Below are 25,744 nucleotides of genomic sequence, written 5' to 3' on the forward strand. Positions count from 1 at the left end.
GAGTAAATAAAGCGGGGCCTAGCCCCGCTCTAATTCCTTCCCCGCTAAAAATTCAGCCCTGGGTTAATCTTGTCTTAGGTGAAATAATTTGAGTCACCAGCAATATATTGGCCGATTTGCCCCCTCTCCTTCAGGCCCCTTACATCTTGGTTCCCTCGTTGCCGCTCTGGGCAGTTACTTGCGTGCCCGCTCACAACACGGCCAATGGCTGGTTCGCGTCGAAGATATCGATCCTCCGCGAGAAATCGCGGGAGCGACAGATGATATCTTACGTACCTTAGAGGCTTATGGACTGCATTGGGATGGCGACGTCTTATATCAAAGTGACCGTCTCGATGCTTATCAGAGCCAGATAGACAAATTAATTGCACAGGACAAGGCGTATTTCTGTCAATGCAGCCGTAAACAGATCAAAGCCATGGGCGGTACTTATGATGGACGTTGTGGCCGGCTCACTCAGCCATACCACAGCGGCGCCATTCGCATCCGCAATCGTGCTGGCATTGACAGATTTAACGATCTACAGATGGGAGAGATTAAGGTAGATAAAGACTTTGCCACCGAAGACTTCATCATCAAGCGCAGCGACGGTTTATATGCCTATCAGTTGGCAGTAGTGATGGACGATGGCTTGCAGAACATTACCGAGGTGACAAGAGGCAGTGACTTGCTCATCCCCACTTGCAGGCAGATAAGTCTGTTTCAGATGTTTGAGCAAACGCCGCCAACATGGCTCCACTTACCTCTGATCTGCACAGAGCCTGGCATGAAACTCTCGAAACAGAACCATGCCGCCGCCATAGATAAGGCACAGCCCCAGGCAAGCTTCAATTCAGCTTTAGCTTTTTTAGGCCAAGTCCAGATAACACCTGAGCAGCAAATGGAAAAGATGGTCACTCAAGCCGTCGCACAATTCGATCTTTCCTTAGTCCCCAATCAAACAGAAATCATCCAAGCGTAAGAATATACTCATTAGGTTACATTTGGGGTATCATAGCCGCCTTGTTGTAACCCATAGTACTTTTGCACAGCACTGATGCAATTCCGAGGTGTCCCATTTTTCGCCGTATTAGCAAATTCTGTAAACAGTTATTTGATAACCAACAGACGACTGAAGAAACGATAAATTCAGGCTTAAGTCTGGAGGTTGTCCCGAGACAAGATCACGATATTTCTCGGAGACAAATGAGCGAAAATGCCATAAAGGTACTCTATCGCTTACATAAGTCTGGCTTTAAGGCGTATCTGGTCGGTGGCGGCGTGCGCGATATTCTCCTGGGGTTTCAACCTAAAGATTTTGATGTGGTCACCAATGCCACCCCGGAAGAGATCAAAGGTCTGTTCCGTAATTGTCGACTCATTGGCCGACGTTTTCGTCTGGCCCATATCGTCTTCGGCCGTGATGTGATCGAAGTCGCCACTCTACGTGGCCATCACGTAGACTCGGGTGAGAAGATCTCCAAGACCAATGCCGAAGGTCGACTGCTGCGTGATAACGTCTACGGCACCATAGATGAAGATGCCGAACGCCGTGACTTCACCGTCAATGCCCTCTATTACGACATCAGTGACTTCTCCATTCACAGCTATGGCGGTGGCCTTCAGGATCTTCAGTCTCGTACAATCAGAATGATAGGCGATCCCAATACCCGCTACCGTGAAGACCCTGTGCGTATGCTCAGAGCCGTGCGCTTCGCCACTAAGCTTGGTATGACCATAGAGAAAGACACAGCTTCACCTATCTATGAATTGGCACCTCTGCTGAAAGATATTCCTGCGGCCCGCATGTATGAAGAGATCCTTAAACTCTTCTTCAATGGCCAAGCACAGAACAACTTCAACATGATGCGTGACTTTGGCCTGTTTGAACCGCTATTCCCTCTGGTCAATAGTCTGCTTGTCGATGAGCCTGAAGGCCCGGCGTCTAAGATGATGCAGAGCATAATGGAGAGCACAGATTCTCGGGTAAAAGCCGAAAAAACTGTCACACCTGCGTTCTTCTACGCCGCGATTCTCTGGTACCCTCTGAGCCAACGCGCCGATGATATCGCTTTAGAGGGTGGTTTAAGTCTCTATGATGCCTATTATGCCGCCATGGGCGACGTGATGGAGCAACAGTGCAGTACCATCAGTATTCCACGCCGCTTTAGTACGCCAGCGAAAGATATCTGGCAGCTGCAGCTAAGATTCGATCGTAATCAAGGGACACGCGCCTTCAAGTTTATCGAACATCCTAAATTCCGCGCAGCCTATGACCTGCTATTGCTTAGAGCAAGCGCAGAAGGTGGCGCTGTGGCTAAATCTGCCGCTTGGTGGAAGAGCTTTGTCGAAGGCGGCGAAGAGCAACGTAGCGTCATCGCTCGCTCAGTTAACAAGGGCAGCCGTAATCGTAACTCGAATCAGCGCCGTCGTCGTAAACCATCGGCCAAGAGGACATCACCTAATTCAGGCGAGCAGTCAAGTAGCCAACCGACCGAGAAGCCATCGGAAAACAACAAAAGCGCTAATTCAGGCAATCAAGCTGCGTCCCCATCAACGGATAAGCCAGTCGGCTAATGGCCAAGGTTTATCTTGCTCTCGGGGCAAACCTGACAGAGCCCGAATCTCAGCTCGACAGCGCCTGTAAGGCACTGCTCGAGCTGGCTGACTCGAATATTAAGCCCGCACTCACAATATCCTCTTACTATCGCTCGGCTCCCATGGGCGATGTAGTGCAGCCTGATTATGTTAATGCCGTTGCCTGCTTCCATACTAGCCTAGATCCCATCGAGCTATTAGATGTATTACAGCAGATAGAGAATGAACAGGGCCGGGTAAGATTAGAACGTTGGGGGCCGCGCACCTTAGATCTCGATCTCTTACTCTATGATAATCAGACCATAGATACTCCCAGACTCACTGTTCCCCACTATGGTATGAAACAACGCAGCTTCGTGCTTATTCCCCTTGCCGAAATAGCACCTGAGCTGACACTGCCATGTGGCACAGCACTCAATAGTCTTATCGATGTAGATTTGGCAGCAGAATTAGAACAAATAGTCAGATAGTATTGAACTCTGATGGGAGTTAGCTTATAACAGCTCTCTATCAAGGATTCATAACCGTTTTTTAATCAGATTTAAGAAAGTCACTATGTCTAAGATAACTAGCTCTACCCTGCTCAAGTTTAAGCAGGAAGGTAAAAAGTTCACTTCACTCACGGCCTATGATGCAAGTTTTGCCAGCGCCTTCGACAGTGAAGGAGTTGATGTATTACTCGTAGGCGACTCTATGGGTATGGTGCTTCAAGGACATGATGATACTCTGCCGGTCTCGGTCGAAGATATCGCCTATCACACTCGCTGCGTTCGTCGCGGAGTAAAGCGTGCTCTACTTATCGCCGACATGCCCTTTATGAGCTATGCCACCCCTGAGCAGGCAATGGCCAATGCTGCTATTCTGATGCAAGCTGGTGCCAACATGGTCAAGGTTGAAGGCGGCCACTGGCTGTTAGAGACTGTGACTAAGCTCACCGAACGTGGCATTCCAGTATGTGCTCACCTGGGTCTTACCCCTCAGTCGGTACATGTATTCGGTGGCTTTAAGATCCAGGGGCGTGATGCGGACAATGCTCAGCGCATCTTAGATGAAGCCAAAGCGATAGAAGCCGCCGGCGCTCAGCTTTTGGTCGTCGAGTGTATTCCGGCGCCATTAGCAAAGGCCATCAGTGAAGCCCTGACGATCCCTGTGATAGGCATAGGTGCAGGCGCTGGCACAGATGGACAAATCTTGGTCATGCATGACGTACTCGGGATCTCCAGTGGCTATATTCCTCGCTTCTCTAAGAATTACCTGAAGCAGACCGGTGAAATTCGTGAGGCCATTCGCGCTTATATCGATGAAGTCGAGAAAGGAATATTCCCGGGCAGTGACCATACATTTAGCTAGACAATAATCTTGTCCCTTTAGCTAGAACGATGAATAAACGTTGCCGGCCTGACACAGGTTTTAGCCGGCGATACTGATAACTAAAAATAAGAAAATTGCTAAGGATTGCCATAAGGCAGCCCTTAACTTAGAGCAGTGATAGGCCCAATCAAGATGATCACCACCCAAGAGATTACACAGATACGTGAGCAAGTTCGTGCCTGGCACGCCAAGGGCGAAACCGTCGCCTTCGTCCCCACTATGGGTAACTTGCACTTAGGCCATATCACTCTTATCAAAGAAGCGGTAAAACGAGCCGACCATGTAGTCGCCTCTATTTTCGTCAACCCTATGCAGTTTGGCCAGAATGAAGATCTCGACGCTTACCCCAGAACGTTAGCCGCCGATCAACTGGCGCTGGCAGATGCCGGGGCTGAACTACTGTTTACTCCTACTCCAAAAATTATCTATCCCAAGGGCATGGAACAACAGACTTATGTCGAAGTCCCCAAGATCGGTGATGAACTGTGTGGAGCAAGCCGTCCAGGTCATTTTCGTGGCGTCGCTACCATAGTGTGCAAGCTATTTAATATCGTCCAACCCGATGTTGCCCTATTTGGTAAAAAAGACTTCCAACAACTTTTAGTGATCAAGACCATGGTCGAAGATCTCTCTATGCCTATCGAAATAATAGGAGTAGAAACTATACGTGAAGAGTCGGGTCTGGCCATGAGTTCTCGAAATGGTTACCTGAGTCAGCCACAGAAAGTGCAGGCCGCGACACTAAAACAGGTGTTGGATACCATGTCTGAAGAGATTCAATCTGGTCAGGCTATTATAGGCGTTATTGACAAGGCCCAAGCTAAGCTCATAGAGGCAGGTTTCAAGCCTGACTATCTAGAGGTTCGCAGTTCCACCGATCTCTCGCCAGCCAGGGATGAACAAGAAGCTTTAGTGATTGTCGCCGCAGCCTATATGGGCGCAACCCGCTTGATCGATAACCTCTGCTTCGAGCGCTAGCCCCACACAAGTCTCACAAGAGAACTTCCCCCATTAGAATCAATTCAGGGCACCTATGGGTGCCCTTTAATTCCCTTTCTCAATATCTATACTCAAGCCCTTCTGATCAGTCTGAAATATTTATCTTAAAATCAACCCAAGCTTCACACATGGACACAAGCTTTCCCGGGCAAGTTGAAAGTGTAAAAACTGGTTTTATCGAAAAACTTACGCCATAGTATTACTCATATTATCAATAGAAATAAAAATAAAAATAAAAATGTTAGAATAGCGACATAAGATGATCACGACTAAAGGATGTTTGGGAAATTACCCAATAAACAGTCGGCTAAACCTTGGCCCATACATTATTTATCGGGACATGGAATGACAGGTAATACCATTCCGAGTAAGTATCTGAACTGACCAGATACTTATATGGAATGGTATAACAAAGGAAGTTAAGCCCAATGGCGAGAGAGATCCAAACTAAAAGAACTCAATTCCCCCCCTATCAATTTAGATTCGGTTACCTTTTGGCGGCTTGTCTATTATCAGGTACTCTGGTTAACTCGGCTCAGGCCAATAGTATTTATAAATGTGTCAAAGACAATAAAGTCGTCTTTAGCCAGACGATATGCCCGAAAGAGTTTAGTCAGCATAAGATAGAGTATGAACTTGGGATCACCACAGAAACAGATTCAGATAAACGTGAGAAAAAACTCGACCCTATGCAAACGGCACTACTGAGTAAGCAAACAATCTCAAAGGAAAAATTACTGCAGCTACTCAATGGCGAACTATACCGATTAAATCAGGAACTCAGTTATTTTGATATCCTCAAATCCAGCGAGTTGCAAAAAATTGAACGTAAGCGCTATTGGGAAAAGAAAAATAAGAGTGACTCTGAATACCTTACCGAGATCGAAGAGCTGAATACTTATTTCGATGACCTTATCGACAATAATCAAGCCACTATAAACCTTCTCAAAACCCAAAAAATGCAGATAGAGGCCGAGCCGACACCAGAAGATAAGTGAGATTGATAGAATGAAAGATACCGCCCAGATTACCTCAGCAATTCATAGCAAACACTAATGCCGCAAGATAAGTGATATTGATAAAATGAAAGATACGACTCAGCTTACCTCAGCAATTCATAGCAAGATCCTGTGGCCCGCAATATTAATCCATGCCGATCATGATGAATTAATTTATCTTGATAATGAACAAGACTGGGAGATAGAAGCCCAAGGGCACATTGACGAAATGAGCCAGTTGTTCGACTCATCGGGGATAACCTATCGTCTCAAATTAAAACACATAGACAATGGGAAGCCGAACAAACATCTAAACTGGTTAGTCGCCACCGAGTCACTTGAACAGAAGCAAGTATTAACCCGTGTCAGATTGCACGCTAGCACCTTAGGCCACTGTTGTACCGCTAAGCTAGGCGCAAACACGGTCAAACAGGTATTCGATATGATGAAGTTTTTAGAAGAAAGCTAGAAGAAGGCTAGTAGGTAACAGGAAGTTAGGCGCTAGGAAACGAGATCCTAGAGGCTTAAACCTAGGATCTCATACCTTATGACTCACTGACTTTAACTACGTAAGCCTATTCCACGGCTTATTAGATAATAAGCTAAGGTCCATAAGCCAACACAGAAACCCACCATCACAGCGATGGAGAAAGGCACGCTCATGTCCGCATACCCCAAGAAACCGTAACGAAATACATTGATCATGTACACCACAGGATTCAGCTTAGACACCCCTTGCCAAAAATCGGGTAACAACGACAGTGAATAGAACACGCCACCGAGATAGGTCAATGGCGTCAGCACGAAAGTAGGCACTATGCTGATATCATCGTAGCTGTTAGCGAATATGGCATTGATAAGGCCACCCAGAGAGAACAGAATAGAAGTCAGCAACACAGTCAATACCACTAAACCCACATGATGCAGGCTAATATCGACGAAGAACATGGCCACTAAGGTCACGATGGTGCCCACGCACAGACCGCGGACTACGCCGCCCCCCACATAACCGGCAATCATCACGTAGTGCGGCACGGGTGCCACGATCAGCTCCTCCAGGTTTCGCTGAAACTTAGCGCTGAAAAATGACGAAGCCACGTTGGAATATGAGGCGGTGATCACCGACATCATAATCAGACCAGGAGCGATAAACTCCATATAAGTAACGCCGCCCATCTCTCCTATCCGCTTACCCACCAAGTTACCGAAGATGAGGAAGTACAAGGTCATACTGATCGCTGGCGGTACTAAGGTTTGTACCCAGATACGAGTAAAACGATTGATCTCTTTGGTCAAAATACTCTTAAATGCCGTGGCATACAGGGCTTTCATGTTCATGATGACGTTCCTTTGCTGGCTGAAGCTTCTTTATTGGCTGAGGCTCCATTACTCGCCTGCTGCTCACAGCTCCTCTGTGGTTCAATGGATCCCTTCTCCACCAGCTCCACAAACAGCTCCTCCAATCGGTTAGCCTTGTTACGCATAGACAACACCTCTATTCCCAGCTTAGTGAGCTGGGAAAACACAGCATTGAGGCTCTGCTCCTTGGCCACGTCCACTTCCAAAGTATGGCTGTCACTCAGGCGGCACTTGATACCATCGAGACTCGGCTCGACACTCAAGTCTGTCCCAAGATCCAACACGAAGGTCTCCATATTTAATCGGCTCAGCAAAGATTTCATGCTGGTGCATTCGACCAAGATCCCCTTATCTATGATACCGATATTACGGCACAACATTTCGGCCTCTTCGAGGTAATGAGTGGTCAAGATAATGGTTACACCTTGCTCATTAAGCTCGGTGAGGAAGGTCCACATGGAGCGTCTCAACTCAATATCCACCCCCGCAGTCGGTTCATCTAAGATCAACAGTTGAGGTTCATGCATCAAGGCACGTGCTATCATCAATCGGCGCTTCATGCCACCAGACAAGGCTCTAGCCGGGCTATCACGCTTCTCCCAAAGATCCAGCTGAGTCAGGTACTTCTCGGCGCGCTCCAAGGCGACATCTTTCTTCACCCCATAATAGCCAGCCTGATTGACCACAATCTGTAGCACTTTTTCAAACTGGTTAAAGTTGAATTCCTGGGGTACCAGGCCAATACGCAACTTGGCCAGTTCCAGCTCCTTGTCGATATCGTGTTCAAACACAGATACCTTACCTGAAGACTTCTGTACCAGTGAGCTAATCACACCTATGGTGGTGGACTTGCCTGCCCCATTGGGGCCAAGCAGCGCGAAGAAATCTCCCTTCTCCACCGTTAAACTGATCCCTTTTACTGCCTCGACACCACCTTTATAGGTTTTCTTTAGATCTTTGATTTCGAGGGCGTAAACCGGGGACTTCTTTGTATTCACCATGTATATCCTAATTCCAGTATGTCACTGGCAAAAAATCTGAATGTGTCCCATTGAATAACTTATTGTTATCAGTAAATGAAGCTAGTCATTATAGCTGCATCGATACTCAGAGACTGAATGAACTTATATTGGGACATTTGTACAAAAAAAAACCCGCAAAGTGCGGGTTTTTCAAATAAAACTCTCTTCGATAACCGATTGGAGTACTTATTCTGAAGGGATCACTTTAGCTATGTAGGGCAAGTTACGGTACTGCTCCGCATAATCGATACCATAGCCAACAATGAACTCATTAGGAATGGTAAGACCGATAAAGTCTATCGGTACATCGACCTCGCGCCCCTCGGGCTTATCGAGCAAAGTACAGAGCGCCAGGCTCTTTGGCTCACGCAGTAATAACATTTCACGGATCTTATTGAGTGTATGACCCGAATCGATAAGATCTTCTACGATCAGCACATCACGCCCCTTGATGTCAGACTGCACATCCTTGAGGATCTTCACTTCACGTGTGCTGGTCATGGCATTGCCATAACTAGAAACCGACATAAAATCGATCTCCACATGGCCCTTGATGAGACGACATAGATCAGCCATAAAGACCACAGAACCTTTCAGCAGGCCCACCATCAACAGGCGCTCGCTGTCAGCATAATGAGTATTAATCTTCTCGGCTAACTGATTCAGTATTAGATCAATCTCCTCGGCGGAAATCATCTCTTCAATCGTGTGTTTCATAACTCTCTCAACTTTGCTTTCAACTGACTCTATAAAGTGTCTTATTTATCACTATCTTCGGCGTTATTTTTATCATAACCCCAACGATTTGTTAAATCATGCTCGACGCCCAGATGGTCAAGAATTCGGGCGACCATGAAGTTTACCAGATCTTGCACCGATTTGGGATCATGATAAAATCCGGGTGCCGCCGGCATTATGGTCACCCCAAGCTTAGACAGGGACAACATATGCTCTAAATGTATGGAACTAAAGGGAGTTTCCCTGGGTACTAAGATAAGCTGACCACGTTCTTTAATGACTACATCGGCGGCGCGTTCGAGCAAACTGTTGCTCATTCCTGTGGCTACTGCCGCTAGAGTGCCTGTACTGCAGGGGCAGATCACCATCTGTTTCGGCGCTGCCGAGCCCGATGCAGGCGGTGAGAACCACTCATCCTTACCCAGCACATGTAGCGAACCTTTAAGCGAAGACTCAGCCCTCTCGGCAAACAAGTCGAGTAACTGTTGCTCGGATTTTTTGCCATTGGCACTCAACTGAACAGCTTCCTCGGTGGCCAGCACCACACGCGCGGCGCTGGAGATCATCAAGAAAACCTGATAATCGGCAACTAACAAGCACTCGAGTAACTTGAGCCCATAAGGTGCCCCCGAGGCCCCCGTCCAGGCCAAACTGATCGACTTTTGTTTTTTTGGGTAACTCATATTTCTCTCTTTAAGTTCCTAGGAACTAGAGCCTAGGTTCTAGGACTTAGTGCTAACCTTTCAACTTCTCTAGCAGCTTCTTATGCAAGCCACCGAAACCGCCATTGCTCATGATAATGATGGTGTCGCCACTTTTCGCCTTGCTAGCGACAGTATCCACTATCTCATCTATGTCATATAGCACAGATACGGGTAGCTCGGCTTTTTCCATCGCAGCTTCGATATCCCAATCGATGCTGTCGGCCTGGTAGAGATAAGCCTGGTCGGCAAGAGACATGGAGCCTGCCAAGGTATCCTTGTGAACGCCGCTCTTCATGGTGTTGGAGCGTGGCTCCAGGATAATGGTTATCTTGGCCTCTCCCACCTTGGCACGGCAGCCCTGCAACGTGGTAGCGATAGCGGTAGGATGATGAGCAAAATCATCATAAACCTCAACGCCATTAACTTCACCAATAAGCTCCATGCGACGTTTAGGGGGCTCGAATTGAGTCAAGGCTTGGATAGCTGATTCAGGCTTAACGCCCACATGTCGAGCCGCAGCGATAGCCATAGTAGCATTCTCCACATTGTGCTGACCGATCAAGCTCCAATCTAAGATGCCTTGAGACTCGCCATCGAAGAACAGCTCGAACTTGTGGCCGTCAGCGGCAATAAGCTTACTAGACCAAATTCCTTGGTTGTCCGCAGCAGACGAGCCTTTATTATCCGCTATAACATCCGAGCAGTTCCTAGTATAAACCTCTTGCTCACTCCAACAGCCCATGTCGATCACTTGCTGCACCGCCTCGCTGTCTTTAGGCCAGATGATCTTGCCCTCTCCAGGTACGGTGCGTATCACATGATGAAACTGACGCTGAATGGCTTTTAAGTCATCAAAAATATCGGCGTGATCAAACTCGAGATTATTGATCACTAAAGTGCGCGGCAGATAATGGACGAACTTGGAGCGTTTATCGAAAAAGGCACTGTCATACTCGTCGGCTTCCACCACGAAAAACGGTGAACCACCCAGACGCGCAGACACGCCGAAATTTTGCGGTACGCCGCCAATCAGGAAACCTGGCTCATAACCACAATCTTCTAAGATCCATGCCAACATACTCGAAGTAGAGGTCTTGCCATGAGTCCCCGATATCGCCAGCACCCAACGTTCCTTAAGAACATGTTCGGCCAGAAATTGTGGCCCTGAGGTATAAGGGATTCCGCGATTAAGCACAGCCTCCACGCAGGGGTTCCCACGGCTCATGGCGTTGCCTATCACCACCAAGTCCGGAGCATCATCTTCGTTACTACCAAGTTGACTAGGATCGAAACCTTGAATGAGTTCGATGCCTTGCTCTTCGAGCTGAGTGCTCATGGGCGGATAAACATTGGCATCGCTACCGGTCACCCTGTGACCTTCGGCTCTGGCAAGGAGTGCAAGGCCACCCATGAAGGTGCCGCAGATGCCTAAGATGTGTACATGCATGGAGTTGGCTCTGGTGATGAATAATTTGAGGCATATTCTAACGGGATGGGAGACCATTGTCAGTTAACTATGATTTAAGGGGGATGATAGCGTCAAAATATATCGCCAGATAAACTGATCTAATCTAAGAAACACCTTGCTAGGGAGGTCAACATAGAAGATATTGATCTTCTTAACCACCAATAAGCGCCTAACTTTACATATGCAGTCGACTATTGATATCTCCTGGGTTCAACTCGCCCTGTTTATGCTGATCTTGCTCATTCCCTTCTTCATCAATCGATATCTAAAGTTAGCGCTCGCAAAGGAAATAACCTCAGCCGTTTTACGCATGACGATTCAGCTGATCCTAGTCGGACTTTATCTGCAGTTCCTGTTTGAACTTAACAGTTTATCGCTCAACTTAATTTGGCTTAGCTTAATGTTACTTATCGGTGCCAGCGCCATAATCGGTAGTGCCAAGCTGCCTAAGCGACGCCTCTATCTCCCCGTCATTACCGGACTAATAGTAGGAGTAACGCCTTTAATCGCTATTTTACTGCTTGCGCTATTAAAGCCAACACCCCTATATAACGCCCAATATATGATCCCTATGGCTGGCATGTTACTGGGAAATTGCTTGAGTGGTAATATTGTCGCATTACAGAGACTGTTTTCCGCCTTCGAGGAGCAAAAAGATCAATATGAAGGAGCGCTGGCATTGGGGGTTACCCCCTATCAGGCCGCCTTTCCCTTTATGCAGTCGGCATTGAAGCAGTCATTAGCTCCTATCCTCGCCTCTATGACCACCACGGGCTTAGTCACGCTGCCAGGCATGATGACAGGTCAAATTTTAGGTGGCAGCGATCCTATGGTGGCAATTAAGTATCAGTTAGTGATATTAGTCGCCATATTTGTAATGCTGACAGTCTCGGTCACATTGTCATTGATCTTATCCATCAGATCTTGCATCGAACCCAGTGGATTAATTAGAGTCGTTATAAGGAAAAAATGACCCATAAAACTAGAGCCCTACAGATTTATGCAAGGGCTCAGGACATATTGAGTGACTTAAGCTAAGACTAGCTTCTTGCAAAGTAACTATTCATCACATAATTATATGAGGTCGTATGGTCTGCTAATACCTGCCCCAGCTCCATGCCTTTGTCACTGCGCCAATCAGACATTATCTCCGCTAAAACCGATGCCCAGGTTGTCACTTTTACGCCCGCCTGTGTCAATCTATGAATAGAAGCTTGCTGCACCGTCTTATTCCAGGTAGCCGATGCATCGATAACCGCATAGACATCATAGCCTTCTTCAACTGCACTCAAGGCTGGAAACATCAGGCAGACATCGGTCACAATCCCCGCCATGATGATCTTCTTACGATCCGTGGCTTCGATAGCAGATTTAAACGCTGAGCTGTGCCAGGCGTTAATCTCTCCCTCACGATTGATCACCTTATCACCTAAGATCTCGGTGATTTCTGGCATAATAGGACCATTAGGCCCGTCGGCTAGACTCGCAGTCACCACCGAAGGTAAACCTAAGGTTTTGGCCATATTACACAAGCCTTGGATGTTATTTTTAACCACAAGTGGATGTTCATCGGCGCAGCTAACCAATAAGCCGGTCTGATGATCTATCATGGCAAGTACGGCATTATCCGGTGTTAGAACTTCTGAAAACTTACTCATTTTTATTTTCCTTTCATCTGAAATATTATAAATAGATGCTATTTATTCATTTGAATATGTTTCTGAGCCGAATATTAGCTCGGCTCTTATTGGCTAGACTTTATCGATCACTATGACTTGAGCACTGGTTAACGCCACCAGCTTAAAAGCATCGCTGCGCACCAGCGTGCCGGCCTCAATAAGCGATCCATCAATCTCAACCTTACCTTCACTGACATACACTAAACTTGCTGTATTCTGTTCAAAGCGATGACCCTCTTGCAGATTGGCGACGCTTATCTGTGTACGGCTATCGAAGGTTTTATCTTGCCCAACCTCACCTCCGTAGATCCGCGTTAGCTCTCCGGTTTTTGGGCTATATAACTTGTAGCCGGCTTTTTCTCCGCTACGCTCTGGAAGAACCCAAAGCTGGATCATCTGGTTCTCTTCACTATCTGGATTGACCTCATTATGTGAAAAACCTTCCCCGCCAGCCCTCTGCACTTGAGCTTGCTTAGCATTCATCATCTGGCCGTGTTCTAGCGAGCCTTCATGATTGATGCGGCCCTTTACCATCACAGAGATCACGTCCACCTCTCTATGACCATGCATCAAGGTCTCGCCTTTGGGCATAAACCTGGCGTCGGCTAAATAAACGAAATGTCCTAAGCCGTCCCATGTCTGTGGATTACGATTTGAACCGAAGGCTTTCTTGCCCATCACAAACTGATGTTCTTTTAATCCGGCAAAACCACCTTCTCGTAGCTCTGATTTTGTTAAAACTTCCATTTGTGACTCCTTAACCTTGTCAATACAGCCCTAAGTGGCTGGCGATGTATTAATCATAGCCATCTAAATAAATGGGATAAACATGACAAAATAGAAACAACTGTTCCATTTAAGGTTACAATTGAATTTGACTTACAAAGGAGAGTGATAGCAGTGCAAAACATCAATGATATGTTGGTATTTTCCGAGGTGATCAAAGCGGGTAGCTTTACCAAGGCCGCCGAGGTGCTGAATCTGCCAAAATCTAACATCAGTCGCAAGCTCACCCGATTAGAAACACATCTGGGCGTACGGCTGATCGAACGCACGACTCGCAGTATTCACCTTACCGAAGTAGGCCAAATATACCTACAACACTGCCAACGTATTCAGGAAGAAGTGGAGTCGGCGGAGTTATGCGTCGACCATTTAGTTGAAAGCCCGAGAGGCCAACTAAAAATCTGCGCCTCAGTCACCATTGGACAGCAGATCATCAGTAAGTATCTAGATGAGTATACTGAGCTGTATCCAGATGTGAACGTGAGTCTCGAACTGACAAATAGGCGTATCGATCTCGTTGAGGAAGGATTCGATCTGGCGATTAGAATAGGAGAGTTAGAGGACTCTAGCCTTATTGCTAAATACTTAGGTCAATTAGATAGGAAACTATGCGCAAGTCCATCACTCATAGATAGACATATATTGCCCGCACATCCTAGTGAGTTAGCACAACTACCAAGTCTGTTTATGACCAGTAGTATGCCAAAATATCAGTGGCAGTTACGTCAAGCCGAGGTCATAGAGCAAGTGCAGATAAAGCCTAAAGTAGAAGTAAACGATTTTCTCTCTCTTAGTCACCTCTGTATATCCGGTTGCGGGGTGACTTTGCTACCCGCTTACCTGTGTGATGATGCGATTAACGAAGGAAAACTCATACAGCTATTATCAGATTGGCAATGTGCCCCTTCAAAAGTTTATGCGCTCTATCCAAGTCATAAGAGCATCACACCTAAAGTGCGTTCTATGTTGAGTTTTCTAGCAGAGGTATTTGAAAATGATTAACGCAAATATCAGATGAAAAGGGCAATAACACTGCCTATGGATGCCGCTGCTTTTAAGTATTTGCCCACAGTGCAGGTACAATCATCTTCTTTGGTTACTGAGTCATCGGGCAAGATTGAGTCTAGCGCATCCTCAAACCAAGATGAGTCCTCTTTTTCTGGAGGTGGGTTCGAGTTCAAAGAGGCTACATCTGCATTCATAGATTGACTGGCTTGAGTAGACTGAGCACTCAGCTGCCTAGCTTCAGATGATAGATGCACTTGTGAAAATTCAGTTACTTGAGTAGCGGCTGTAACTCCCCCTTGGTTGCTTGGTGGTGAGTTCACTGAATTGTTACTTAGCCCGTTAACAGGGGCTCCAACACTGGTTATGGTCATAATTACCGCCAAGACAATCATAGTACAAGCACAACAATACTATTTAACATGTTGAACAGTAAAACACTTAAGAGATACAACTTGTATCACTGCGATGATGATCGCTATTTTAAAACCGATATTGAAACTTGAGTCCTAGCTGATCATGATTCTCTCCCTGTATCTCAAAGTGATTCCAATCCAGCATAATGCTCACTTCATCTGATAAACGATACTTGATCCCACCCCCTCCGTAGGGAGATATGCCCCTTGAAGCATCTTTATCTGCTCCTGAAAAATTGAGCCTCTCTTCCTGCCAATGATAGGCACCAAAATAGATCTGACTGGAGAGCCTACCAGTTAACTTAAAAGTACGAACCACACTCGCTCCCCAACCTTCATATAAGCCATTGCTATACGAACTGCTAGCATAAGAACTAACCGGATCACTATAGCGATCAGAATCCAGATAACGCCAAGTAGGTTGATATAAGCTATCGGCGAAAAACATACTCCCACCGATCCGTAGTGATTCGAAAGACACTTGCCACTGCGGACTGAAGTGGTACTCCACCACTAACAAATTCTCACTGGAATTGAAGTTGAGATTAAGCCTCGATTTACTCTCTTTGCTCTTTCCTAATGTTTTGTCTGAACGATTTGGCTCCGCCATATATTGATAGTCATAAGCATCAAAGAAATTGTTTCCTAAAGTAGGATAATCAGATTCTACGGCGGCACTCGCCTGTACGATGAAAAGACAACACAGGATCCCAAACCAGGCATAAGGAAGTCTGATTCTAGGCTTTCTTCTCTTATTCTGAGTGTTTTTTCTTTGAGAAAAACCGCGAGAGTTGAGTTTCTCACCGGTACTGATCAGGCTCAATACAGCTAGGCCACGAGCCACCTTATAATTACTATTAACTCTCAAAATTGCCGATTTCATAATGCACCTCAAAAATCATATGCAGTAATAAATACCAAGCAATAGACGAGCCAGCTCATTTCATGAGCTAAGTTTTTCAACATCTTATTTGGGAATTAAATAACAAAGGCAAAATCTTGTCGCGGCTTATGCTCGACCCTAAGACCAAGTAAAGGCAAGAGCAAGAAGTCGGATACGCTTCTCGCCGCAGCATTAACTCAATATTCATACTCAAAATGGCTCATCAAGAGAAACTATATCTGACTATGGCTGATGGATTGCTTTCGACGCCCCAGCATTAACTTTAGATGCAAGTTCCATATCCCCCACTCGATACTCCAGCTCCCAATTACGCCCCTCACTCAGCTCACCCGTTATATCTATGGAAGTGGCAACATCTAAGGAAGTTAATTTAGCTAAGGTATCGACAAAACTTCTGCTAAGCCGTTCAGAACCTTGGTTACAACCATATAAGTTAAGAACTGTGCCTGGTTGTAGCAAGTCGCCGATCTCCAGCATCAAGGTTTTTCGAGCCGAAATATATTGCTTATCGACCCACCTTTCAGACAGAAATAGAGCCCCATTGGATGCATGGGATATGATGGAGATATGTGCAATATTGGTTGTCGTCTGTATGATGTTTTTTATCTGTAACAGGGGCTCCTTATAAGGTTTTAGGAAAAATATTTTAGTGTTATTGGCATGCCCGGCATGTTGTTTAAACTTGGTATTGAGCGCTTCCACCAGCATTTTGGGGTCATGCACCGACAGGTCCATGATGATCAGCTCTCTACTAAATTGAGATTGTATTGTCAGCTCAGCATTAGCAGGCTGGCTCACTAACGAGCAGGCTAGTAAGATCACCGCACAATTGAAGAGTCCAATACCATTTAAAGTTTGAAAGCACGGAGCTAACACTCCTCTACGAACTTGGGTAATCAATTGACCTAACAAACTCATGACAGTTTGCACATCTGAGGGAACCCACCCTCTGCCAAAATGACAGAACAAAGGTTTCATAGCCAACTCCAATTAAATGTTGTTATTTAACTGCTTAAGTTCTGCATAGAACATACCAAGTATTAAGTGATGTAATTTCAACAGCTTAATATTATTCACGTTTTTCTAATCTGCGAATCCTCCGCAATGTGCAGCGCAAAACGCGATGAACCAGCCAGAATCTCAATTTGAAGGTCATTGACTTCAAAATACTCAACACAAATTAAAACAGATACTGTACTCCGACACCAATCAAGTCACGACTCTGCTCATCTAAGCTAAAATGACTCCACTGTACTGAGAAACGGATATTTTTCGTTAATGCATACTCAACACCTAGCCCCCCATAGACTGAGTAGCCATCATCTTCGCTGGTCACTACCTGCAGAGAATCGATATCATAAGAGGTGTAATCTGCTTGCCAATGAAACAAACCCAGATGAAGTAAGGCGCTCACATCAGCGATAAATTGATAGCGGTACCCTAGGTTCAATCCTAGTCCCTTGACAGAGTCCGGATAAAACTGGCTAGCCGTGGCATAAAAAGTCTCTGGATCATCCGTCACTCCTTTTATCCTCACGCTCACCTCTCCTAAGTCGATATATTCCAAAGCCACAGACCAACTTGGTGTAAAGGCATAGCCGGCACCGAGCTTCCAGCCAGAAGTCGATTCATCAAGCTCAATCACTTGAGCATTTAATCCTGCATCCACCAGAGATTGATTGATGTCCCCCGTGTTGTCCGAGCTCTGAGCCCGCGCGAAGAGTCCAGAAATAAAGAAGCCCGTCAGGCTTACATCTTCAGACATCACTTGTGGAGCAACGTCGGCTTTGACCTGGGCCGTCAGTGAAAGCAAAATTATAGTCAGGAGTACAGATAAACGATGAACTTGGCGTCTATGGCTTATATTCCTAAGCTGCCTATTTTTCAATAGTCCGTTTCTAAACCAGCGGCTTCTCAACGGTCCATTTCTGAAGAAGGCAATAACGGCCAATAGGGACAAGATAAAGATTTGCATACTCGCTCCAGATGAGGAACCACCTCCCTCAGTTAAAATTTCCACCTCGACAGTTTCGCTGCCTGGCTGATCTAGCTCCTCTTGAATTAAGCAGCCGGTAATGTTTACCGCCCCATTCACAACTTCATCGGCGTCATTGATACCGCCATCCTGAATGACCAGCTGTAAACACCAATCCCCTTGATTAAGCCCCTCAGAATACTCATCCGACCCCGGCGGTGGACAATAACCTGCGGCCCCTGGCGCCGACATGAGTTGGTTATCGGCATTTGTTTCAAAAGTAAACCAACCTTTATCATGAATAAAATGACGATAGCCTGCATGTTCAGGAATTGAGTTACGCTGTGGAATAACGATATTGACGGCCTGGTTCTGCTCGGATAAATCGAGTGCCTCTATGTTAAATACGCCGCCAACATCGACAAAATCACCTGGCATGATGCCTTGCAGGTTAGCGTGAATATCTGAGCCTGCTACTTGGGCTCCCATATACACACCAGACATAGCATATTGACCTAAACGGCAGCCTACCCCTGACTCACACTCCACCAGATAAGATTCAGTGTTGACGATTCTCTCGGGTAGCACGTTTGCGGCCGCGATAGGATCTAAGTAATCTGGGATACCATCACCGTCTGAGTCACCTAAGCCCTCCTCAATATCAGCAATGCCATCTCCATCGGAATCAGCCTGAGTCAACAAAGGTAAGAGCTCCGACACTCGAATCCTTAACTCATTGAAGTGACTTAAATTAGGCTTGCCATCATCGGTTACTGTGACTCTCACCGTATAGACCCCCTCAGCTAAGCCACTGGGATCAAACAACCAAGTTTCTAACTTCATCCCACTAACTCCTGATGGGGATATTTTTTGTATAACACCTTTCTCTTCAAAGAGTTGAACATCCTGAAGTTCACTGTCTGTCAAACTCCAATCCAACGTATGACTATTGAGGCTATTGGGATCGGTATAATTGGCCTGAATTTCAACGGCACCATCAACTTTTGCCACCCAGGTACGCTGCTCTTCATATTGATAAGAGGAGAGTTGTATTTCTGGTGCCAAGTTATCTAAGGTAATCGTGACATAGTGCTCTTTCTTACTGCCAAGATTTAATTGATCATCCAGATGAATGGACACCACCTCGTCCTGCAGCGTCTCCTGTTCCATATCCAGGGCGGTAAACTCAATCGTCGCCACGACTTGGCCTGATTCGAATGTCACCATAGTGCTAGTGAGATCATGGTGCAGTCCCTCAACCGCACTGCCTGCCACACTGTAAGCTACCGATAGAGGATACTCAGGAGAGAGTCCGTTAAGATAAACAGAAACTGAGACTAGGTTACCCTGGGCAACGATTTGATCTTGAGGTAGAGAGATAAGTGGACGCACAAAGATATTTTGAACCAACTCACTGACATTACCGGCAGCATCGACTGCGGTCCATGTCACCTGGTGAGTTCCGGGCTTTAGCTGAGGCAGGTCACTTACCATGGTGTGACTTAAGTCTTCACAGCAAGTCTGCCTTACGCCATCGACATAATCATAAGCTTGGGCTTGCCCTATGCTCACACCAGTAAATAAGCCAGTGGCATCGATCCAGATATCATCAGGAATAATAAGCTCAGGCGCGACATCGTCAACATAGAGATTGCTTCCGGCTAGCCATTCATCCAAATTACTTAGGCCATCGCCATCGGCATCTTGCCCGGCATCGGTGGCATCGAATGGATCTAAACCTAATTCAATTTCGATGACATCCGGGATACCATCACCATCTGAATCAAGCACTTCAACTTGGATATAAAATGCCTCCAACTCAACCTCTATGACCCCATCCGACACTGAAATAACCATAGGACCATAGCTACCGACATCTTCATAAGCAGGAACGCCACTCAAGGTGCCGGTGAGAGGATCGAAACTAGCCCATGAGGGTAAGCCTGTGATAGTGAAGGCCAAAGTATCATTGTCTATATCTAAGCTAGTGGGAGTGAATTGGTAAGGGTCACCCTCGAGGAGAGTTTCAGGTGCACTACCCGAAATTTGCGGTGCATCATTGACTGGGGTTACGTCTAAACTGACCAATGCAGTTTCAGAGCTATCACCCGCATCATCGCTGACTTGGTAGCTAAAACTATCACTGCCGTTGAAGTTAGCATCTGGTATATAGAGCACGCTGCCATCAGAATTGACTTCCAATATTCCTGAAGCAGGCGAACTCATGATGACCACACTGTTTACATCCAAGACTCCATCTAAGTCGGTGTCATTGGTCAAGATATAAAGTGTTATCTGGCTATCTTCATCCAGCACAGCCTCATAATCTTGGGCCAAGGGATGATCGTTGATGCTATCTATGCTGATCTGAACATTAGCTTCACTCGTCACGCCATCATTATCGTTAATCGAGTAACTAAATCTGTCCGGTCCATAATAGTTATCGTCAGGAGTGTATCTTAACAATCCCCCCGGCAATATTGTGACTGCGCCGTGCTCTGGCATAACCGTCACCATCAAGCTAGCTAAAACTAACCCACCGTCGATATCTGTGTCGTTACCCATCACATTGATGTCATTGACGCCATCTTCCATGAGTTGAGCGATATCATCCTGCAACCTGGGGGCATCGTTGATAGAAGCTATGCTCACACTCACAGTACCAGGCAAGGACACGGCACCTTCACTGTCCTTGACTGTGTAGCTGAAGCTGTCATCGCCAAAATAATCGGCATTTGGCGTGTAAGTGACCTCTCCCGTTACTGAAATACTCACCACGCCATGAGTTGGGCCGCTAAATACACTCACCGACTCGGGCACTATCTGTGAGTCTATGTCGGTGTCATTCGCCGTCACATTGAAGCTTATGCTCTGGTCTTCATCGGCTGTCAGGCTATCCATTTCGGCAATTGGTGCATCATTGATGCCTTGCACGTTTAAGGTAACCAGAGTGGCTTCACTAACTGCCCCCATCAAATCCGCCACGGTATAGCTGAAACTATCTGGACCGACATAGTTACCATCAGGCAGGTAACTTAGCACACCGTCAACATGGGTCAGCTGACCATGAAGCGGCGCCTGTACTATCACCACCGAATGAATATCCAGAGATGAATCACCGCTATCATCGATATCTAAGTCATTGGCCAACACTTCAATGTCTAAGATGATGTCTTCATCGACACTGGCAAAATCGGGTTCAGGCCTGGGTGCATCGTTCACCGCAGCCACCACTATAGTCACTGCAACTGTGTTAGACACTGCACCGTCACCATCGGATACTCGATAAGTCAGGCTATCGCTGCCGTTAAAGTCGGCATTAGGGGTTAAGGTCACCACACCATTTTCCACACTGGCACTCATGTGCTGTGGCTGGTCAACCAACACAGTACTCGCCGGATTGAGGGCAAACTCGACATCTGTGTCATTGAGCAGCAAGTCAAACTTAAACGACGTATCTTCCTCCATGCTGATAAGGTCGGCCTCGGCCACGGGAGCATCGTTGACCGCTGTGACATTGAGGTAAATAACCGCCTGCGCTGCACCGCCTTGGCCATCACTCACGCTATATTGCACGCTGTCGCTGCCATTGAAATTGGCATCCGGCGTGTAGCTGACGCTGCCATCATTATGATTGACTGTGCTGCCGTGACTGGCGGTGTCTAGGGTCACTGTTAACCCATCGTTATCCACATCGCTGTCATTACTCAGCACTGAGAAAGTCACTGAGCCATCCTCGGTGACATAGGCATAATCATCCACCGCCACAGGTTGATCGTTGATGGCATTAATGGTGATGGTTAACTGAGCTTGAGCCGTGCCTCCATGACCATCATCGATTGAATAAGTCAGACTGTCGATGCCATTGAAGTCCTGCACTGGCGTGTAACTAATATTGCCATCTAGCCCTACAGTGACATCACCATGGCTAGGAGATTGAGCCGTGACCACCAGCAGGTCCTTGTCCAGATCGCTGTCATTTTCCAGCACCTGGATCGTCACACTGGTGTCTTCATCGAGACTCACCGCATCATTGATCGCAATGGGGTGATCATTAACACTGCTCACCAAAATAGAGAGTACGGCGCTGGCGCTGGCGCCATTACCATCGCTAATGGTGTAAGTGAGACTGTCGGCCCCATTGAAATGCGCGTTCGGCGTATACTGCACCAGACCTAGCGCAGTTACGGATGCCACACCATTGGCCGCTGGTTGCACGGTTACCGTCAGGCTATCGCCATCAATATCACTGTCATTGGCTAGCACAGGGACAGTAACATTCGCATCTTCATTGAGAGTCGCACTGTCATCGACCGCAATCGGCGCATCATTGACACCATTCACCATCACGTTAAACAAGGCCGAGTCTTGCCCGCCATGACCATCGTCTATGGTGTAGATTAAGCTATCACTGCCATTGAAATCGGGATCGGGTACATAGGTGATACTGCCATTCGCCTCGACACTGGCTTGACCATGGCTAGGCTGAGCAACTGAAACCGTTAGAGGATGATTTTCTATATCTATATCGTTATCTAGCACTGCATATGTGAGCGTAGCGTCTTCATCTACTGTTGCCGTATCTGCATTAGCCTTAGGTGCATCGTTAACCTCAGTAACACTAATCGAAATCACAGCGGCAGATTGAAGGCCTGAAGGGTCAGAAATAAGGTAATTTATCTGCACACTGCCCTGGTAATTCTCTGTCGGAGTGTAAAGTACACTCATATCCGGATTCACCGTCACCTGGCCACTCGATGCCACAACGGAAATATAAGAAAGAAGATCCCCCTCTACGTCCACATCATTGCTAAGAGGCGTCAAGAGCACACTTGTATCCTCTGCAAGTGCTGCAGAATCATCATTAGCAGTAGGCGCATCATTGACGGGTCTGACCGTGATAGCCACAGTAGCCGTTGACTCGCCGCCATTGCCATCACTAATACTGTAAGTGATCTGATCTTGGCCAAAGTAATTTAATGCTGGGGCGTAGGTTAGGCTCTGGTTAGAATTGACCGACGTCGTCCCATGTAGTGACTGATGAGTCGTCACGGAAAGTGGATCATTTTCAGGATCGCTATCATTTGTCAGAACTGAAATTGAAATGCTCTGATCTTCATCTAGTTCAGCAGAGTCATTACTCGCGACAGGCAGATCATTAACGCTCACCACAGTCACGGTCACGTTTGCTGTATCGCTGCCACCGATCCCATCACTAATGGTATAGCTGAATGAATCTGTGCCATAAAACTGCGCATTTGGTGTATAGGTCACTATGTTATTAACCAGGCTTAGCTGTCCATGGCTTGGAGTTGTGAGTGTCATATTTAACGCGTCACCATCAGGCTCACTATCGTTCGCCAGCACATCGAACACTGAGCTTGTATCTTCATTTATAGTGAAAAGGTCATCTTGCGCAATGGGGTTGCCATTAACCGTGACTAAGATATTGGCACTCGCCACAGAGCCTATACCGTCAGAAATGACATAGGAGATGATTTCCAAACCACTAAAACTCGCGTCCGGCGTATATGAGATGGTGTTATCACCATTGAGCACTACTGTGCCATTCGGAGCATTGAATTGGGTAATGGTTAAGGGATCCCCATCGGGGTCTGAATCATTCGCCAACACATCGACTATCACCATCTGGCCTTGTTGGGTTAAGGCCGAGTCATCCTGTGCAATCGGTGCCTCATTGACGATAACTAAGTTAACTGAAGCCTCGGAGGTGATGCCATTGCTATCTTTGGCACTAAAGATCACCACATATGCCTTACCTAACATGTCATCGGAAGGAATGAATGTCACTTCAATCACGCTAGTCCCGGTCACAGAGTCTTGGCTTATGATGCTGGTGCTCCATATCGCAGGATCTGTCGAGGGCGGGTTTAACACACTTATAGTGGGGACATCGGGATCGCCATTCTCGTCGACATCAGTAGCCGTGATAGTAAAAGTGGTTGTTTGATGTAACTGGATATATTGGGTTGCGGTGATCTCTGGGCCGGGATTGAAACCTGGAGAAGCATTATCTGGATCACTGATGATAAACACGAAATCCAGAGGCGCCTTAGACTTTACCACGCCATTAATATCCAGATCTTCCAGGACAATGGCAGCTTGCCAACGATTACTCGTTACAGTGCTGGGATTAGCATTGTCGGTATAGGTAATCAAATCCCCATTAGCTAGATCCCCAGCCAGATCCCAGGTAATGAGTCCTTCGGGAGAAAGCTGCATCCCAGTAGGTTTTTCAACCTCTACATTACTATTACCCGAGTAAAACTCTTTTTTCTTACCCCAACGATATCGAATTTTATCGCCATTTTGATCCACCCCAGATATTTGCATGGTAAATGGGTGATCGTCTCTGACATACACCAGAGCCGATACGGCGGTTACCGGTGAGGCATTGGTAATTTCACCATTTACGACAGAGGTCGTCGCTTCTGCGCGCCAGTATGAATTGTTCTGGCTCATGGCAGGGCTTCTGGCGTAGGAATTCCAAGAAAGAATATAATCACCATCGGCTTGATATTTATGTACTAAACCCGGCTCATAGCCATTCGAGCCTATACTCACCACCTCGACAAGCGCGTCATTGGTTGCACTGTCTTTCGAAAGCAGTTGCACACAAATGTTAGCTTGACCTTGACCGTCTCCCCATGAAAAACCAGCCAGATAATTCATCTGACAATTTACCGTACCCACTGAGGAGTTAACCAACTTAGTCATAATGTAGTGATCTAAAGTGTAGCCAATCTGCACCTTGAGGCGAACCTTGCCACTCTCCCCCGCTATAGGCTCGACCGCCATGGTGCCGTAACGAAAGTGATTCAGTGTGGATGAGTAAGAAGTTGGCAGCGCTTCAAAAAAAACCGACCGAGAATCTATGTCTCCCACCCGATACTCAAGCTCCCAGTTATGGCCCTGTTTAACTCCACCAGTGGTATCGGTAGAGGCGGCCACATCCAATTGAGTTAACTCGGCCACCCTGTTAACGAAACTTTTACCCGATACACCCGACGCTAGATTACAACCATATAACTTAAGATCCGCTCCCTTTTTCAGGCTAGATCCTATCTCACTCATCATAGCTTCATGCTGATTAATATAACCCTTATCTATCCATTTACCCGCAAGGAAAATCGCACCATTAGATGCATGGGAGATAATAGACAGCTGAGATAAATCAGAGGTGTCTTTAATCGCGTTTCTTATCTGTTGCAATGGCTCCAGTTCTGGCTTGAGGAAGACAATTTTAGTTTTATTGTTCTGACCTAGATGCTGCTTAAATTTGGCGTTTAGCGCTTGATAAAGCATGTAAGGCTCATGAACCGCTGAATCTATGATGATCAACTCAGTTTCAGGGAAACCTGCGAACAAATCCTCAGTCTCTTGCTGCGCCGCTTTCGCCTGCTGCACTACCAGCAGACAAGTAATAAGCACCAGAAAACCACTCAAATGAGTGACCTTGTCACCTTCTCGGAAAAAGAGTTTCGAAATGAGTTTAGAGAAATGATGTCTGTCAGAGAATAACGGTGAGAAGAATCTGCTAACCCATCGAGTTAGCAGGAGAATCCATGGATATATGAGATCAAGTTTCATCGTTCACCTCAAGTTGAAGAGTATACAATTCAACTTGGATGCATAGAGCAGGCCAGTTATTTACTACCTATTTTTCAGACTATTAGCACACGTGACTATTAAAATTCACGTTAATTTAGACAAGCTGCATGG

General features: G+C 46.5%; 20 protein-coding genes. 9 read left to right on the forward strand and 11 right to left on the reverse strand.

What is annotated here, in order from left to right; genetic code table 11:
- Nucleotides 1-88: 88 nt before the first annotated feature.
- The 7 genes from gluQRS (at nucleotide 89) to FS373_RS14035 (ending at nucleotide 6,414) form a co-directional block, all read left to right on the forward strand.
- The gene (gene gluQRS / locus FS373_RS14005; protein WP_144048038.1) at nucleotides 89-961 is read left to right on the forward strand and encodes a tRNA glutamyl-Q(34) synthetase GluQRS; all 873 of its coding nucleotides are present in this window, start codon (nucleotides 89-91) and stop codon (nucleotides 959-961) included.
- A gap of 224 nt (nucleotides 962-1,185) precedes the next feature.
- Complete coding sequence (locus FS373_RS14010) at nucleotides 1,186-2,556, forward strand: polynucleotide adenylyltransferase PcnB (RefSeq protein ID WP_144048039.1); 1,371 nt, start codon at nucleotides 1,186-1,188, stop codon at nucleotides 2,554-2,556.
- Nucleotides 2,556-3,047, forward strand: coding sequence for a 2-amino-4-hydroxy-6-hydroxymethyldihydropteridine diphosphokinase (folK, locus tag FS373_RS14015; protein WP_144048040.1), 492 nt, complete (start codon nucleotides 2,556-2,558; stop codon nucleotides 3,045-3,047). Before FS373_RS14010 ends, folK begins: the two co-directional genes overlap by 1 nt.
- A gap of 85 nt (nucleotides 3,048-3,132) precedes the next feature.
- The gene (gene panB, locus FS373_RS14020) at nucleotides 3,133-3,927 is read left to right on the forward strand and encodes a 3-methyl-2-oxobutanoate hydroxymethyltransferase (RefSeq protein WP_144048041.1); all 795 of its coding nucleotides are present in this window, start codon (nucleotides 3,133-3,135) and stop codon (nucleotides 3,925-3,927) included.
- A 153-nt stretch (nucleotides 3,928-4,080) separates the two neighbouring features.
- A complete protein-coding gene (panC, locus tag FS373_RS14025; protein WP_144048042.1) occupies nucleotides 4,081-4,926 on the forward strand; it encodes a pantoate--beta-alanine ligase in 846 nt (281 codons plus the stop codon).
- Nucleotides 4,927-5,375: 449 nt separating this feature from the next.
- The gene (locus tag FS373_RS14030; RefSeq protein WP_152829656.1) at nucleotides 5,376-5,945 is read left to right on the forward strand and encodes a DUF4124 domain-containing protein; all 570 of its coding nucleotides are present in this window, start codon (nucleotides 5,376-5,378) and stop codon (nucleotides 5,943-5,945) included.
- 85 nt (nucleotides 5,946-6,030) lie between these two features.
- Nucleotides 6,031-6,414 carry a DUF4144 family protein gene (locus FS373_RS14035; protein WP_144048043.1) on the forward strand — a complete coding sequence of 128 codons (384 nt, stop codon included), beginning with the start codon at nucleotides 6,031-6,033 and terminating at the stop codon, nucleotides 6,412-6,414.
- A 92-nt stretch (nucleotides 6,415-6,506) separates the two neighbouring features.
- On the opposite strand, the gene FS373_RS14040 is transcribed toward FS373_RS14035, so the two are convergent.
- The 5 genes from FS373_RS14040 to mpl all read right to left on the reverse strand — a co-directional run bounded on the left by FS373_RS14040 (nucleotide 6,507) and on the right by mpl (nucleotide 11,215).
- Entirely contained in the window at nucleotides 6,507-7,277 is a 771-nt protein-coding gene (locus FS373_RS14040) for an ABC transporter permease (protein WP_144049105.1), read from the reverse strand.
- Between the two features lie 2 nt (nucleotides 7,278-7,279).
- Nucleotides 7,280-8,305, reverse strand: a complete 1,026-nt coding sequence (locus FS373_RS14045) for an ABC transporter ATP-binding protein (RefSeq protein WP_152829657.1) — start codon at nucleotides 8,303-8,305, stop codon at nucleotides 7,280-7,282.
- 207 nt (nucleotides 8,306-8,512) lie between these two features.
- Entirely contained in the window at nucleotides 8,513-9,043 is a 531-nt protein-coding gene (gene hpt, locus FS373_RS14050; protein ID WP_144048044.1) for a hypoxanthine phosphoribosyltransferase, read from the reverse strand.
- A 41-nt stretch (nucleotides 9,044-9,084) separates the two neighbouring features.
- Nucleotides 9,085-9,747, reverse strand: a complete 663-nt coding sequence (locus FS373_RS14055) for a flavin prenyltransferase UbiX (protein WP_144048045.1) — start codon at nucleotides 9,745-9,747, stop codon at nucleotides 9,085-9,087.
- 52 nt (nucleotides 9,748-9,799) lie between these two features.
- Nucleotides 9,800-11,215, reverse strand: a complete 1,416-nt coding sequence (mpl, locus tag FS373_RS14060; protein ID WP_144048046.1) for a UDP-N-acetylmuramate:L-alanyl-gamma-D-glutamyl-meso-diaminopimelate ligase — start codon at nucleotides 11,213-11,215, stop codon at nucleotides 9,800-9,802.
- A 202-nt stretch (nucleotides 11,216-11,417) separates the two neighbouring features.
- On the opposite strand from mpl, the gene FS373_RS14065 reads away from it, so the two are divergent.
- Nucleotides 11,418-12,209, forward strand: a complete 792-nt coding sequence (locus tag FS373_RS14065; protein WP_152829658.1) for an ABC transporter permease — start codon at nucleotides 11,418-11,420, stop codon at nucleotides 12,207-12,209.
- A gap of 67 nt (nucleotides 12,210-12,276) precedes the next feature.
- Here the strand turns inward: FS373_RS14065 and FS373_RS14070 are convergent, their stop codons facing one another.
- On the reverse strand, nucleotides 12,277-12,894 hold the full coding sequence (locus tag FS373_RS14070) for an isochorismatase family protein (RefSeq protein ID WP_144048048.1): 618 nt from the start codon (nucleotides 12,892-12,894) through the stop codon (nucleotides 12,277-12,279).
- Between the two features lie 93 nt (nucleotides 12,895-12,987).
- Nucleotides 12,988-13,662: a pirin family protein gene (locus FS373_RS14075; RefSeq protein WP_152829659.1), complete on the reverse strand. Its 675-nt coding sequence runs from the start codon at nucleotides 13,660-13,662 to the stop codon at nucleotides 12,988-12,990.
- Between the two features lie 153 nt (nucleotides 13,663-13,815).
- On the opposite strand from FS373_RS14075, the gene FS373_RS14080 reads away from it, so the two are divergent.
- Nucleotides 13,816-14,703, forward strand: a complete 888-nt coding sequence (locus FS373_RS14080; RefSeq protein WP_144048050.1) for a LysR family transcriptional regulator — start codon at nucleotides 13,816-13,818, stop codon at nucleotides 14,701-14,703.
- Between the two features lie 8 nt (nucleotides 14,704-14,711).
- On the opposite strand, the gene FS373_RS14085 is transcribed toward FS373_RS14080, so the two are convergent.
- The 4 genes from FS373_RS14085 to FS373_RS14100 all read right to left on the reverse strand — a co-directional run bounded on the left by FS373_RS14085 (nucleotide 14,712) and on the right by FS373_RS14100 (nucleotide 25,612).
- Nucleotides 14,712-15,080: a hypothetical protein gene (locus tag FS373_RS14085; protein ID WP_144048051.1), complete on the reverse strand. Its 369-nt coding sequence runs from the start codon at nucleotides 15,078-15,080 to the stop codon at nucleotides 14,712-14,714.
- Between the two features lie 109 nt (nucleotides 15,081-15,189).
- Nucleotides 15,190-16,005 (reverse strand): hypothetical protein, encoded by an 816-nt coding sequence (locus FS373_RS14090; protein WP_152829660.1) that lies wholly within the window; start codon nucleotides 16,003-16,005, stop codon nucleotides 15,190-15,192.
- Nucleotides 16,006-16,248: 243 nt separating this feature from the next.
- On the reverse strand, nucleotides 16,249-17,004 hold the full coding sequence (locus FS373_RS14095; RefSeq protein WP_144048053.1) for a DUF4347 domain-containing protein: 756 nt from the start codon (nucleotides 17,002-17,004) through the stop codon (nucleotides 16,249-16,251).
- Nucleotides 17,005-17,206: 202 nt separating this feature from the next.
- Nucleotides 17,207-25,612, reverse strand: coding sequence for an Ig-like domain-containing protein (locus FS373_RS14100; protein ID WP_152829661.1), 8,406 nt, complete (start codon nucleotides 25,610-25,612; stop codon nucleotides 17,207-17,209).
- Nucleotides 25,613-25,744 lie beyond the last annotated feature (132 nt).

The sequence above is a fragment of the Shewanella sp. YLB-07 genome, from assembly GCF_009377275.1.